This window comes from Arthrobacter sp. P4_H3 (genome assembly GCF_056400885.1).
This window is the reverse complement of record NZ_JBFUKK010000017.1, coordinates 20,358-33,986: the sequence shown is the minus strand read 5'-3', so window position 1 is coordinate 33,986 and position 13,629 is coordinate 20,358. Positions and strand designations below refer to the sequence as shown.

Annotated in this window: 10 protein-coding genes and 2 tRNA genes; 8 read left to right on the top strand and 4 right to left on the bottom strand. The window is 67.4% G+C overall.

The features are described from left to right. Window positions 1–216: 216 nt before the first annotated feature. Together AC1DRE_RS19165 and AC1DRE_RS19160 are read left to right on the top strand one after the other, a co-directional pair. Entirely contained in the window at window positions 217–1,599 is a 1,383-nt protein-coding gene (locus AC1DRE_RS19165) for a glycosyltransferase 87 family protein (RefSeq protein WP_476986100.1), read from the top strand. Then, window positions 1,596–2,387, top strand: coding sequence for an SDR family oxidoreductase (locus AC1DRE_RS19160; RefSeq protein WP_476986099.1), 792 nt, complete (start codon window positions 1,596–1,598; stop codon window positions 2,385–2,387). The genes AC1DRE_RS19165 and AC1DRE_RS19160 overlap by 4 nt, the downstream gene beginning before the upstream one ends. A 105-nt stretch (window positions 2,388–2,492) precedes the next feature. Here AC1DRE_RS19160 and AC1DRE_RS19155 read toward each other — a convergent pair whose 3' ends face one another. From AC1DRE_RS19155 to AC1DRE_RS19140, 4 genes are read right to left on the bottom strand one after another with little or no spacing between them, the layout of a single operon-like run. Then, window positions 2,493–3,692: an acyl-CoA dehydrogenase family protein gene (locus AC1DRE_RS19155; protein ID WP_476986098.1), complete on the bottom strand. Its 1,200-nt coding sequence runs from the start codon at window positions 3,690–3,692 to the stop codon at window positions 2,493–2,495. Between the two features lie 24 nt (window positions 3,693–3,716). After that, complete coding sequence (locus AC1DRE_RS19150; protein ID WP_476986097.1) at window positions 3,717–5,216, bottom strand: APC family permease; 1,500 nt, start codon at window positions 5,214–5,216, stop codon at window positions 3,717–3,719. After that, window positions 5,213–6,433, bottom strand: coding sequence for a glutathionylspermidine synthase family protein (locus AC1DRE_RS19145; protein WP_476986096.1), 1,221 nt, complete (start codon window positions 6,431–6,433; stop codon window positions 5,213–5,215). The genes AC1DRE_RS19150 and AC1DRE_RS19145 overlap by 4 nt, the downstream gene beginning before the upstream one ends. A 2-nt stretch (window positions 6,434–6,435) precedes the next feature. Then, window positions 6,436–7,218, bottom strand: coding sequence for a Tat pathway signal protein (locus tag AC1DRE_RS19140; protein ID WP_476986146.1), 783 nt, complete (start codon window positions 7,216–7,218; stop codon window positions 6,436–6,438). A 197-nt stretch (window positions 7,219–7,415) separates the two neighbouring features. Here AC1DRE_RS19140 and AC1DRE_RS19135 point away from each other — a divergent pair, with 197 nt between their 5' ends. The 6 genes from AC1DRE_RS19135 (at window position 7,416) to AC1DRE_RS19110 (ending at window position 13,525) form a co-directional block, all read left to right on the top strand. Next, a complete protein-coding gene (locus tag AC1DRE_RS19135; protein WP_476986095.1) occupies window positions 7,416–9,053 on the top strand; it encodes a sensor histidine kinase in 1,638 nt (545 codons plus the stop codon). Further along, on the top strand, window positions 9,050–9,724 hold the full coding sequence (locus AC1DRE_RS19130; protein WP_104171971.1) for a response regulator: 675 nt from the start codon (window positions 9,050–9,052) through the stop codon (window positions 9,722–9,724). The genes AC1DRE_RS19135 and AC1DRE_RS19130 overlap by 4 nt, the downstream gene beginning before the upstream one ends. A gap of 34 nt (window positions 9,725–9,758) precedes the next feature. After that, on the top strand, window positions 9,759–10,412 hold the full coding sequence (locus tag AC1DRE_RS19125; RefSeq protein WP_476986094.1) for an MOSC domain-containing protein: 654 nt from the start codon (window positions 9,759–9,761) through the stop codon (window positions 10,410–10,412). Between the two features lie 433 nt (window positions 10,413–10,845). Then, window positions 10,846–13,077 (top strand): DEAD/DEAH box helicase, encoded by a 2,232-nt coding sequence (locus AC1DRE_RS19120; RefSeq protein ID WP_476986093.1) that lies wholly within the window; start codon window positions 10,846–10,848, stop codon window positions 13,075–13,077. Between the two features lie 237 nt (window positions 13,078–13,314). Continuing rightward, window positions 13,315–13,386 (top strand) — tRNA-Thr (locus tag AC1DRE_RS19115). A 62-nt stretch (window positions 13,387–13,448) separates the two neighbouring features. Next, window positions 13,449–13,525, top strand: a tRNA-Met gene (locus AC1DRE_RS19110). Window positions 13,526–13,629 lie beyond the last annotated feature (104 nt).

The window sequence follows — 13,629 nt, the reverse complement described above, 5'->3', positions numbered from 1 at the left end:
CGGCAGCAACAGTCCTGACGGTTTGTGGTGTCCTGCCTGGTGCCCCGTCTGGTCATGCCACGCCGGCGCTGCGCAGCAGGGGACAGGGCCCCTGTTTCAGTAGGATGTGAGGACGAGGCGCCGAATCCGGCGCGAGTCAGCCGGCACAACATCGCGATAGCGCGCACCGCGCCTACAGTGGCGCCGCTCTGCAGGAACAACGTTTGGGGACACGGGATGGCACTGCTCGACGCCGAAAAGGAGCTCGACGCCGCGACGCGGCACGACGCCGACAGAAAACCCCGGCCACGCGCCGGGACCGCTGCACCCTGGTACCGGAGCCGGCTGGCGCTGGGCGTCTCCGGCGAGCTGGTGACGCTGCTGGCCGTGCTGGCTGCCGCCCTGTTCATCTCCTCAAGGCTCGACGCCTGGGGCGAGCACGGCCTCGACTTCAGCGTCTACTGGCACGGCGGCAAGATCCTCAACGAAGCCGGCCAGGCGCCGTCGGACCTCTACAGCCGGACCGTGGGCTGGGCCGGCGGGCCGGAACTGCCGTTCACTTACCCGCCGTTCGCCGCGATGCTGTTCAGCCTGCTGGCGACGCTGCCGGAGAAGTCAGCGCTGATGCTCTTCAACGCTGCCGGGGCAGCCGTGGCCGTCTGGGTCGCCGTCCGCGGAGTTCGGTACTGGAGCGCCAAACAGGACTGGCGCAGCACCTTCGGAACCCCCGGGTTGAAGGCAACACGGAACCGGTGCGGCGCCGTCATACTGCTGCTGGCCGTCATCAACCTGGGACCGTGGCGCGAGACCCTGGCGTTCGGCCAAATCAATATCCTGCTAATGGGGCTCATGGCGGCCGACCTCCTCGCCAGGAACCAGCGCTGGAACCAGGGTGTCCCCGGCCGGGGGTTCCTGGTGGGCATGGCCGCCGGCATCAAGCTGACGCCGCTGGTCTTCGGACTGTACTTCCTGGTGCGCAAGGACTGGCGCGGACTCTTCAACATGGCCGCCGGGTTCGCCTTCACCGTGCTGCTGGGCTGGCTGGTTCGCCCGGCGGAATCGTTCCAGTTCTGGCTGGAGATCCTTCCTGACACGTCCAGGATCGGCGGGGCGGGCTATGTGGACAACCTTTCAATCAAGGGTGCGCTGCTGCATTTCGGGGTTCCCGAAGCCGGCGTCACCATCCCCTGGCTCCTGCTCAGCGTCTTGGTGGTTGGCGTGGGCGCCATGGTCATCAAGGCCGCCAGTGACCAGGGCGCGCGGGTGGTGGCCATCTCGGCGACGGCACTCACCATGCTCCTCATCAGCCCGGTTTCCTGGTCCCACCACTGGGTCTGGATGGCGGCGGTCCTCCCGGCGTTCGCGTGGACCCTGCGCGAGACACCGCACCGCCAGCGGGTGACCCGCTGGTTCCTGGGCGGAGTGCTGGGGGCCTCGATCATGGTGTTCTTCTTTTCACCCAAGAGCATCGGCGAGGCGCTCGGAGCGGAGAACCTGGACTTCCAGACGCCCGAGCCGTGGCTCATGGCCTCCAGCGCCGGCGTGTTCTGCGCGGTGGCCATCCTGGCCTGCTGGCTCGTGGTGCTCCGGCGGAACTCACTGGCTGAGGTGCCCGGATGACTAAGTCCACGGACGACCAGCCGGTGGCTCAGGCCGCCGAGCAGCGCAGGACAGCCCTGGTGACCGGCGTCGGCCGCCTGGCCGGCATCGGCGCCGGCATTGCCCGCCGCCTGGCAGCGGACGGCTGGGACCTGGTGCTCACCTACTGGCAGGACTACGACTCCCGGATGCCCTGGGGAGTCCAGCCGGACGACGTCGAACGCCTCCTGGCGGAGCTGGAAGCGACGGGCGCGCGCGTCCTGGCGTTGCCGGCGGATCTGGAGGATCCGCTGGCGGTGGACCGGCTCATGGCCGAGGTGGCAGTGCAGGCCGGGACGCTGCAGGGCCTGGTGCTCAGCCATGCTGAGTCCGTGGACTCCGGTGTCCTGGACACCACGCTGGCGAGCTGGGACCGGCACTTCGCCGTGAACACCCGGGCCAGCTGGCAGCTCATCGCCGCCTTTGCCAGGCAGGCAGGGCACGACGGCGGCGCGATCGTGGCGCTGACCAGCGACCACACAGCGTTCAACCTGCCGTACGGCGCGTCCAAGGGGGCGCTGGACCGGACGGTCATTGCCGCGGCAAGGGAGCTGGGCCCGCTTGGCATCACGGCGAACGTGCTGAACCCCGGGCCCGTTGATACCGGCTGGATGGATGCGGAGCTGCGGGAGGACCTCAGCCGGCGCCAGCCCGGCGGACGGCTCGGTACCCCCGCGGACGTGGCGGGAACTGTGGCGTTCCTGCTCTCGCCCGAGGGCCGCTGGGTGTCCGGTCAGCTGATCAAGGCCGACGGGGGCTTCTCGGCCTGAGCCCGCCGGGACGGCCACGGTGCGGCGCCCACCCCAACTAGGTCGCAGCAGGTGTCGTTATGAGCCGTCAAAACGACACCTGCTGCTACCTAGTTGGGAGGCTGGTTACCGGAAGGCGCCGATGCCGGTGATGTGCTGGCCCAGGATGAGGGTGTGGACCTCGTCGGTGCCCTCGTAGGTGCGCACCGACTCGAGGTTGGCGGCGTGCCGCAGCGGCGAGTAGTCGAGCGTGATCCCGTTGCCTCCGAGGATGGAGCGGGCCTCCCGCGCGATGGCCAGCGCCTCGCGGACGTTGTTCAGCTTGCCGAAGGAGATCTGCTCGGGCCGCAGGGTGCCGGCGTCCTTGAGCCGGCCCAGGTGCAGGGCGAGCAAGGTGCCCTTCTGGATTTCCAGGAGCATGTTCACCAGCTTCTCCTGCGTGAGCTGGTACCCGGCCAGCGGCCTGCCGAACTGGAGCCGGTCCTGTGAGTACTTCAGGGCGGCTTCGTAGGAATCGCGGGCGGCGCCCATGGCACCCCAAGCAATCCCGTACCGCGCCTCGTTGAGGCAGGTGAAGGGGCCGCGCAGGCCGCGGGCACCCGGCAGCAGAGCCTCGGGCCCCAGCCGCACGCCGTCGAACACCACATCGCACTGGATCGAGGCGCGCATCGAAAGTTTCCGGCCGATCGGCGTCGCGGTGACCCCGGGCGTGCCGGCCGGCACCAGGAAGCCGCGGACGCCGTCGTCGGTCATGGCCCACACCACCATCACGCCCGCAACCGACGCGAGCCCGATCCAGCGCTTGGCGCCATCCAGGACCCAGCCGGCGCCGTCCCCGGACCCGTCGCGGCGGGCCACGGTGGTCATCGAGGACGGATCGGATCCTGCGGTGGGTTCGGTCAGGGCAAAGCAGCCGATCACCTCTCCGGCGGCCATGCGGGGGAGCCACTCCTGCTTCTGGTCCTCGGACCCCCACCGGTGGATGGCGGTCATGGCCAGGGATCCCTGGACGGAGACGAACGTGCGGATCCCGGAGTCCCCGGCTTCCAGTTCCATCGCGGCGAGGCCGTACTCGACGGCGGAGCGGCCCGGGCAGCCATAGCCCTCCAGGTGCATGCCGAGGACGCCCAGCTCGCCGAGTTCGGGAGCCAGGTCGAGCGGAAAGACGGCGTCGTCGTACCACCGGGCGATATCCGGTTTGATCCGTTGCTCCGTGAAATCGCGGATCCGCTCCCGGACCGCCAGCTCCCCGGGGGTCAGGAGGGCATCCAGGGCCAGGACGTCGGAGGGGTCCGAATCAGCGGGAACGTCAGCAGCGTTGCTCATTGGTGCATCCTACGGGTTGTGCTTCTAGCGGGTGCTCGGCACCGGCCGCTGTGCCAGGAAGTAGCCCCGCGTGGCGGGGGCGAAGCGGCACACCACGGCCAGCACCACGCCGAGCGCCAGCAGCACCACGCCGCTGACGAACGCACCGCCCACACCGAGGATCTCCGTGTCACCGTAGGCCGGATCCCACATCTGCGCGGCGGAAATGAAGAACGCGGCGGTCAGCATCAGCGCACCGAGCAGCGGCAGGATGCCCCGGAACCAGAGGTTGCGGGCTGACTCGCGCAGGGTGCCGCGGAAGAACCAGAAGCACGCGAAGCCGGTGAGGGCATAGTAGAACGCGATGAACAGGCTGATGGAGCTGATGGAATCGGAGAGCAGGTTCTGGCTCAGGAAGCTCATGGCCACGTAGTACACGACGGCGGCGGCACCCATCACCTGCGTGGAGAACCCCGGCGTCTGGTTGCGCTCGTGGACTTCCCCGAACTTGGCCGGAAGGGCCCCGTGGACGCCCATGGACAATGTGCCGCGGGCGGTGGGCAGGATGGTGGTCTGCGTCGAGGACAGCACCGATGCCAGCACGGCCACCACGATCAGCCAGCCCCAGGGCCCCAGCACCACGTCCTTCATGGCCAGGAAGACGTCATCCTGGTTCTCGGCATTGCCCAGCCCGATCCCGTCCGTGCCCACGGTGGCATACATCATGACCAGCAGCGCCACGGACACGTAGATCGCCATCAGCACGAAGGCGGAAATGACGGCGCCGCGGCCGGGGGTCTTGGCGGGGTTCTCGGTTTCCTCATTCACGGCCAGGCAGGTGTCCCAGCCCCAGTAGATGAAGAGCGCCAGCAGTACACCGTGCACCACCGCGCCCGGATCGGCGAAGGCGCCGGCCGGGTTGAACCACTCGATGTCGAAGGCCTGGATGCTTGTGTCTCCGACGGGTGTCCCGCCCGTGATCCGGAAAATGATCGCCAGTGCGAATATTCCCAGCGAGACATACTGCACGTAGGTCAGGACCCGCTGGACGTGCTCGCCCAGCCGGATGCCGCGGTAGTTCACCAGGGTCATGAAGATAATGAACACCACGCCGGTGGCCGTCACCACCAGGTCGTTCTCCGCCAGCGACCCGTCGCCGATCAGCAGCCACAGATACTGCCCGGCCACCTGTGCCAGGTTGGCGAGGACCACAACGCCGGCAAGGGCAACGCCCCAGCCGCCCAGCCAGCCCGCCCACGGACCGAACGCCCGGCGGGCCCAAATGAAGGTGGTGCCGCAGTCCGGCATGGCGCTGTTCAGTTCCCGGAAGGCGTAGGCGATGAAGAGGACCGGCACAAACCCCAGGAGCAGGATCAGCGGCGTGTAGTTGCCGTTGACCGCCACAATCAGGCCCAGCGTAGCCGCCAGCGAATAGACGGGTGCGGTGGAGGCCAGCCCCAGCATGACGGAGTCGCCCAGGTCCAGGATGCCGGCGCGCAGCCCCTTGGACGGGACCTCCGCCGTCGTCGTCGTACCTGCGGTCATAGTGCGATACCTGCTTTGCTGGAGGAGGCCGAAGCGGCCTGGACTGAAAGGGGAGCCGGGGCGTCGATAGTGTTGGGAACGAACCGGCAGAAGTAATCGGTGATGGGTCCGTCGGACTCGCGGATGCCGCAGCCCACGGACTCGCCATCAACCACCCAGAGGCCCAGCACCGGATGGTTCCCGGCGAAATCGGGCAGGGAATGGAACTGCTGGTAGCACCAGCCTTCGCGGCCGTAGCCGCCCGGCTGCTCCATGTTGATGCCGGCAGCGTGGATCTTGATGTTGTCCCCTTCGCGGCCGTGCAGCGGCTTGGCGACCCATTCCTTGAGGGGTCCGGGCTCGTTGAGGTACGCCGGGAGGAGGTTCGGATGGTCCGGGTAGAGGTGCCACAGGGCCGCCAGCAGTGCCTTGTTGGACAGGAGCATCTTCCAAGCCGGCTCCACCCAGCGCGGATTGTGGGCACGCTGCAGCAGCCGCTGGCCGAAGGGTTCCTTCATCATCAGTTCCCACGGATACAGCTTGAAGATGGTGCTGATCATGAAGTTATCCAGGTCCACAAAGCGGTTCAGGTTGGGGTCCCAGCCGATGTCGGACATGTTGATGCCGATGGTGGTCCAGCCACCCTGGCCGGCGACGTCCCGCATGTAGGCCGCCGTCATCCAGTCCTCGCCGGACTGCTCGGCTTCCGAGTGCGCAATGTGCAGGGTGCTCATGCCGGTGCGGTACTGCAGCTTCTTCCACTGCCGGATCAGGGCTTCATGGATTCCGTTCCACTGGTCCTTCTCCGGGAAGACATCCTGGAGCCAGAACCACTGCGCCACGGAAGCCTCGATCAGCCCCGTGGGCGTGTCCGCGTTGTACTCGAGCATCTTGGCCGGGCCGCCCTGGCCGTCGTACACGAAGTCGAAGCGGCCGTAGATGTCCATATCCGCGGCCTGGAGCGATTCCGCAGCCAGTTCGAGCGCCTGAGGGCCGATTCCGATGTTGCCCATGGCCCCGGTGGCGAGGTACTTGGCCGCCTCAAGGCACATCAGGTGCATGTCCTCGGCGGTCTTCTCGAGGGTTTCCACCTCGTCCATGGTGAATTCGTAGTACGCCGATTCGTTCCAGTACTCGATCTTCTTGCCGTCCGGCATGGTGGTGGTGGAAAAGACCAGCCCCTGTTCCTCGATCTTTTGCTTCCAGTCGGGCCTGGGGGTCGCCTGCAGTCTCTTCACGCCTAGCCTCCCGTGCTTCCGCCCTTGGAGCTGCTGCCAAAGCCGCCCCTGCTGACCGTTCCGCCCTTGCTGCTGTAGCCCTTGGACGTTTTGGCCCCCTGCGGCGCGGTCTTGGTGAAACCGGTGTACTGCGAGCGGTTCTGCCCGACAGCCGGGACGCTGGCGCCGCGCGAGTAGAAGTACCAGGCATAGATGGCCGAGCTCCGTCCGGCGCTGCTGCTGTTGTCGCACTGGGCGTCGTCCACGCGCTCGCCGGTTTCATCGTTGAAACAGACCTGCGCGTAGTCGGCCTCCGCTTCGTTGCTGGCCACGATGGCGGTGATGGTGCCCGCCAGCAGGGCAGTAACGCCGAGGCCGACGACGACGGTACGGCGTTGCGAGCGCTTCTTGCGTGCCGCCGTTTCCCGCTCGCGTTCGCGCTCGAAGGGGTCGATCACGGGTCCAGGTCCGCTTCCGGGCGCCGGAGCCGGGCCCGGCCCTTGACCAGGCCCGGCAGCCGCACCTTTCTGCCGGCGTCCTGCTTTTCTTCCTGTTTCTGGCGGGGCGCCCGCAGAATCGCCGAGCAGGTCCGGGCGGAGCTCGGGTTTGGGGACCTGCCAGGGCGGCAGTTGGCCGCTGGCTGGATCGTGTGGCTGCGGCGTGAAATCTTCGGGCGAAGTCATCCAGCCCGGTCCCGAAGCCCCGGGCACGCCGGGCGCCGCTGACTCGCCGTCCGGTCCCTGCGGCCCGGAACGGTTGTTCTTTGGATCCTTCGAAGGATCCTTGTTCGGGTCCTGCGGCTCCATGGGTCCCCCTTGGTTGTCCATGCTGAAATCCGTGACCGGCCACGCGCGCCAACGCTGCGTGGCCGCCCGCTTCGCCACACGCGTGACCACGCGGTCGGCAAAGCACAGATGTGTCAATCCTGAAGTCAGCCTAGTGCCTGGAGGGAGGTCCTGGTAACGGGAATAAGGGGGAGAACTGCCCATGCCAAGATGGAGCCATGGCAGCAGTTGAACCCGCCCGTTCCGGCGTCCCGCACTCCGGCCCCGCCCGTTCCGGCGCCCCGCACGCCGGCCCCGCCGGTTCCGGGACGGCGCGCTCGGCGCTTCAGGGCATTGGGCGGAGCCGCTTCGTCCTGGGCCTGGTCCTTGCCGTGGTCCTGCCGCCTGCCGTGGAAGTCCTCGTGACGCTGGCGGGGTACCGGAACTTCAGCATCATCATGCTGCTGCACCTCGCCGTCGCCGTCGCAGTGGCTGCCATCGGGGGATTCTGGCCCGCCGTCGTGGCAGCCGTCCTGGGCACAACGCTCCTCAATTACTTCTCCGCCGATCCGGTGGGCTCGCTGTCCATCGCTGATCCCTCCACGTTGTTCACCCTGCTGGTGTTCCTGGCGGTTGCCTGCAGCGTGGCCCTTGCCGTCGGCCTGGCGACCCGTCGGGCCGAGGAAGCCGCACGGTCCGGGGCCGAAGCCACCGCACTGAGTGAGCTTTCCCTGCGGATCCTCAGCTCTGATGGCAGCCTGGAGACGTTCCTCGAGAAAGTCCGCAGCAGGCTGGCGGTGGACGCCGTCACCCTGCTGGCCGGAAGCATGCCGGCCGGCCCGGGGAGCCAGCCCGGCCCGGGGAGCCAGCCCGGCCCGGGGTCCGCTGCTGCAGGCCGTCCGGGACGCGGGCCGGGCAGTAATACCGAATGGACCGTGGTTGCCAGCGCCGGGACCAATCCGCCGGTGACCCATGCGGCCGCCGACCACACCGCCGTCGTCGATTCCCGGTACACCCTGCTGATCAACGGCGGGCCACCGGCCGGCCAGCCCTTTTCCGGCCAGCACCAGCGGATGCTGGCCGCCTTTGGCGCGTTCCTGGTGGCCATCCTGGAACGCCGGCAGCTGGTGGCGAGCAGGCAGGACAACCAGCGTCTCTCCGAGGGCAACAAGATGCGCACGTCCATCCTGAGGGCCGTCAGCCACGACCTGCGCACACCGCTGGCCGGAATCAAGCTGGCGGTCAGCAGCCTCCGCCAGGAGGAGGTGCGGTTTTCCCCGGAGGATGAACGCGAGTTGCTCGCTACCATCGAGGATTCGGCCGACCGCCTGGACCACCTGATCGGCAACCTCCTGGACATGTCCCGGATCACGGCTGACTCCGTCAACCCGTTCCTGCGCGGACTGGGGTGGGTGGACGTGCTGCCCGATGCGCTGAAGGGCCTGCCCGCGGGGCGGATCCGGGTGGAAGTGCCGCCCAACCTTCCCCGGGTGGAGGCCGACGCCGGGATGCTGGAGCGCGTGGTGGCGAACCTGGTGGAGAACTCACTCAAATACGCGCCGGAGGCCGACGTGGTGCTGACGGCTCGGGCGGGGGAGGGGATCGCGCTCGCGGGCCGCCCCGCCAGCGAATTCCGCGTGGTGGACCAGGGCTCCGGGGTGGCCCCGGCGGCCGTGCTGGACATGTTCCTGCCGTTCCAGCGGCTCAACGATTCCCAGCGCACCGACAGCGGCCGCAACGTCGGGATCGGGCTTGGCCTGGCTGTGGCGAACGGCTTCACCGAAGCCATGGGAGGCACGCTCGCAGCGGAGCCGACGCCGGGCGGCGGGCTGACCATGGTGGTCACCCTCCCGCTGTGGGAGGGCCCGTTGCCGTGACCCTGGTGCTGATTATCGAAGACGAGGCACAGCTGGCCCGGGCTATGCAGATCAACCTCCGTGCCCATGGCTACCAGGCAATCACCGCCGGCTTCGGGGCGGACGGACTGAAACTGGCAGCCCAGCACCCGGTGGACATCGTGGTGCTGGACCTCGGGCTGCCGGACATGGACGGTGTCGACGTGATCCGGGGGATCCGCGGCTGGAGCTCGGTGCCCATCATCGTGCTGTCGGCCCGCCACGCCTCGGAGGACAAGGTGGATGCCCTCGACGCCGGGGCGGACGACTACGTGACCAAGCCGTTCGGCCTCGACGAACTCCTGGCGAGGCTGCGCGCGGCCTCCCGGCGCTCGCCGGCGCAGCGCGAGGCGCCCACGGTGGAAACCGCGGACTTCGTGGTGGACCTCGCCGCCCGGAAGGTGGTCCGGGACGGAAAGGAAATCCGCCTCACCCCCACGGAGTGGAACATCCTGGAACTGCTGGTGCGCAATGCGGGGAAGCTGGTCAGCCAGCAGCAGCTCCTCACCCAGGTCTGGGGGCAGGCGTACGCCAAAGAGACCCAGTACCTTCGCGTCTACCTGGCCCAGCTGCGGCGCAAACTGGAGCAGGACCCGGCCAACCCGCGCCACCTGCACACGGAGGCCGGCATGGGGTACCGCTTCGATCCGTGAAGCGGTCACTGCCCTGCCCGCCTACACTGGTGCCATGGACACCGCATCTGTGCTTGCCGTCTGCCGGGTACACCAGCTTCTGAGCGATGAGGGAAGCGTGGGCGTCACGGCCATCGATAAACGTGCCGTCGACGGCCCGGTAAAGGTTCACAAGCTCGGACTCCACGGGGACGTCCAGGCCAGCCGCATCCACCACGGCGGCGTGGACCAGGCGCTGTACGCCTATTCGCAGGACGACGCCGACTACTGGGTGGGTGAACTGCAGCGCGAACTGCCGCCCGGGATTTTCGGTGAGAACCTGCGCGTCGCGGGCATCGGCACCACCACCGCGGTGATCGGCGAACGGTGGAAGATCGGGCTCGACGTCGAAGTCGAGGTCACCTCACCCCGTGTCCCGTGTGCCACATTCCAGCGCCGCATGGACGAGTCCCAGTGGGTCAAGCGTTTCACCGACGCGGGCCGGGTGGGCACGTACCTCCGCGTTATCAGGACCGGGACCGTCCGGGCCGGCGACCATATCCACCGGCTGTTCGTTCCCACCCACGGCGTGACCGTCGGCAAGTGGTTCAGCGAGCCCACCATCGAGGATATGGAAGCACTGCGTGATGCAGACGCGGACGGCGAGATCCGCCTTCAGCCGGAGTACCACGACGAATTCGAGAAGATTCAGCGGCGCCTGGGCGTCTAGTTCCTCGGGCTTCGGAAGGGCTGTGCGGCCCCGTGTGCGCCTGCTGTGCTGCCTTGTGTGCGCAACGTCACCGCCGCTAGGCAGCCGCCGGTTTCGTGCAACACGGAACCATGCCTTACACTTGAAATATCCCCCACTCCGGAAATCCCTTATTCCTGCCCAATTTTTGAGGCAGGACTGGCAAGTGTTGGGGCCCGCACAAGCGATGCGGGCATTTTCATAGGGAGAGCCGGCTAAAGAAAACGCTGTACAGACTGCTGGGATAGCAGCCAAGAGATGCAGCGGGAAGTCCTGCCACGGGATTGCGAAAGCGCCGGACTTCTACGTGACCGGCCGGTCAATGTCTGCCCGGCGTCCAAACGGCACATGTACTGCGGCTCCGCTCACCTCGGGTTGTGCCGCCTGGCCCCCTATGGATGAGGAAAACTCCCCTATGCCCGAAATTCACAACGACGCTACTGCCGAAGCCGCAACCGTCGACACCACTGCCGAAAACGCTACTCCGGTAGCCGGCGCTGCCCCCGTTTTCACCGAGGCCCCGGCAGTTGCCGAAGCGCCTGCCGCTGATGAGGCCCCCGCCGCTGAAGCCCCTAAGGCTGAGGAGGCCCCTAAGGCTGAAGAAGCCCCCAGGGCCGCAGAGGCCCCCAAGGCCGACCCGACCAGCGGCGAAGCTGACACCGAAGCCGAAGGCATCCGCTTCGTGGACCTCGGCATCGACCCCCGCGTTCTTGCCGCCCTGCAGGATGTCGGCTACGAAAAGCCTTCCCCCATCCAGGCAGCAACCATCCCGCTGCTGCTTGAAGGCCGCGACGTCGTGGGCCTGGCCCAGACCGGCACCGGTAAGACTGCAGCATTCGCAGTACCGGCACTGTCCCGCCTGGCCGAACTCCATGACCTCAACGGCCCGTCCCGCAAGACGCAGGCCCTGGTGCTGGCTCCCACCCGTGAGCTGGCGCTCCAGGTTGCCGAGGCCTTCACCTCGTACGCCAAGCACATCGATGACTTCACCGTCCTCCCCGTCTACGGCGGCTCCGCCTACGGCCCCCAGCTCGCCGGCCTGCGCCGCGGTGCCCAGGTGGTTGTCGGTACTCCCGGCCGTGTGATCGACCACATCTCCAAGGGTTCCCTGGACCTGTCCGAGCTCCAGTACCTGGTGCTGGACGAGGCCGACGAAATGCTCCGCATGGGCTTCGCCGAAGACGTGGAGCAGATCTTCCAGCAGACCCCCTCGGACCGCCAGGTTGCACTGTTCTCGGCCACCATGCCGAGCCAGATCCGCCGGATGTCCAAGCAGTACCTGAACAACCCGGCCGAGATCTCGGTGAAGTCCAAGACCACCACCGGTGCGAACACCCGCCAGCGCTACCTGCAGGTCATGGGCCCGCACAAGCTCGACGCGCTGACCCGCATCCTCGAGGTTGAAGAGTTCGACGGCGTCATCGCCTTCGTGCGCACCAAGATGGCCACCGAGGACCTGGCTGACAAGCTGCGGTCCCGCGGCTTCCAGGCTGCCGCCATCAACGGCGACATCCCGCAGCAGCAGCGCGAACGGACTGTCGATGCGCTGAAGGAAGGCCGCATCGATATCCTGGTGGCCACCGACGTCGCTGCCCGCGGCCTTGACGTCGAGCGCATCAGCCACGTGATCAACTACGACATCCCGCACGACACCGAGTCCTACGTGCACCGCATCGGCCGCACCGGCCGTGCAGGCCGCAGCGGTGACGCCGTGCTGTTCATGACCCCGCGGGAGAAGTACCTGCTGCGTTCCATCGAAAAGGCAACCCGCCAGCCGGTGGAGCAGATGCACCTGCCCACGGCCGAGACCGTCAACACGCTGCGCCTGGGCAAGTTCGCCGAGCGCATCACGGAGACCCTCGAGTCCGAAGACGTAGCAGCGTTCCGCGACCTGATCGCTTCCTACGAGGAAGAGCACAACGTTCCGGCTGCGGAGATCGCTGCCGCTCTGGCCGTCATGGCGCAGGGCGGACAGCCGCTCCTGGTCAAGGAACTGCCTGCTGCCCCCGAGTTCCAGAAGCGCGAGCGCGCCAAGGACGGCTTCGGCTCACGTGGCCCCACCCGCACCCTGACCGAGGGCAACGCCACCTACCGGATCGCCGTAGGACGCCGCCAGCGCGTCATGCCGGGTTCCATCGTTGGCGCCATTGCCAACGAGGGCGGCATTTCCTCGGCACAGATCGGCGGCATCGACATCCGCTCGGATCACTCCCTCGTGGAGCTTCCGGCGGACCTGAGCGCTGACCAGCTCAAGGCCCTGTCCCGCACCCGGATCGGCGGCGAGCTGATCCACCTCGAGCTGGACAACGGCCGCAAGCCCTCCGGCGGCGGCGAGCGTGGCGGTTACCAGGGCAACCGTGGCGGCGACCGCGGCGGTTACTCCGGCGGCGGCGACCGTGGCGGCAACTTCAAGGGCAACGGCGGGTTCAAGAAGGAATTCCGCAAGAGCGACGGCGAGCGTTCCTCCGCTGACCGCGGCGGCCGTTCATACAGCGACCGTTCGGAGCGCACTGTTGGCGCTGACAGCGGCGCCACCCGCGGCCAGGCCAGTGACTCCCGCTTCGGCGGCCACGGTGACGGCTCACGCAAGCCCCGCCACGGCAACGAAGGCGGCCAGGGCGGCTTCAACCGCAAGGGCAAGTGGTAACCACTAGCAACACCAGGCACTAAGAACGGGCCGGCTGAATCAGCCGGCCCGTTCTTCTTTAACCGGCAACCTGTGTTGGCTTCATCACATCGGTGCTGCGGGGACCGCCACGGGTCCCGCCAACGGGCGGCTTAATGCCCGGAATTCCGGGCATTTCGGCGCATTTTCCAGCCGCGCGGACCTGTTCCGCCGCCGATTTGTTGGGAGCGGAATCTTCCGGTAGAGTATTTACTCGTTGCCCCCCTAGCTCAGTGGTAGAGCGCGTTCTTGGTAAGAACGAGGTCACCGGATCGATTCCGGTGGGGGGCTCTGAATGAGGGCCTGTGTCAAGGCGGTTTTTGACCGGCTTGATGCAGGTTTTTCTCATTCGTGGCGGTGTAGCTCAGTTGGTTAGAGCGCACGACTCATAATCGTGAGGTCGGGAGATCGAGCCTCCCCACCGCTACCAGGCAGAACCCCCGGAATCCTTGAGATTCCGGGGGTTCTTTTGTTTTGCCGGCTTTGGAATGCCCCCGGATCCCGGGACCGTGACAATCGGCCCGTTACGCCGTA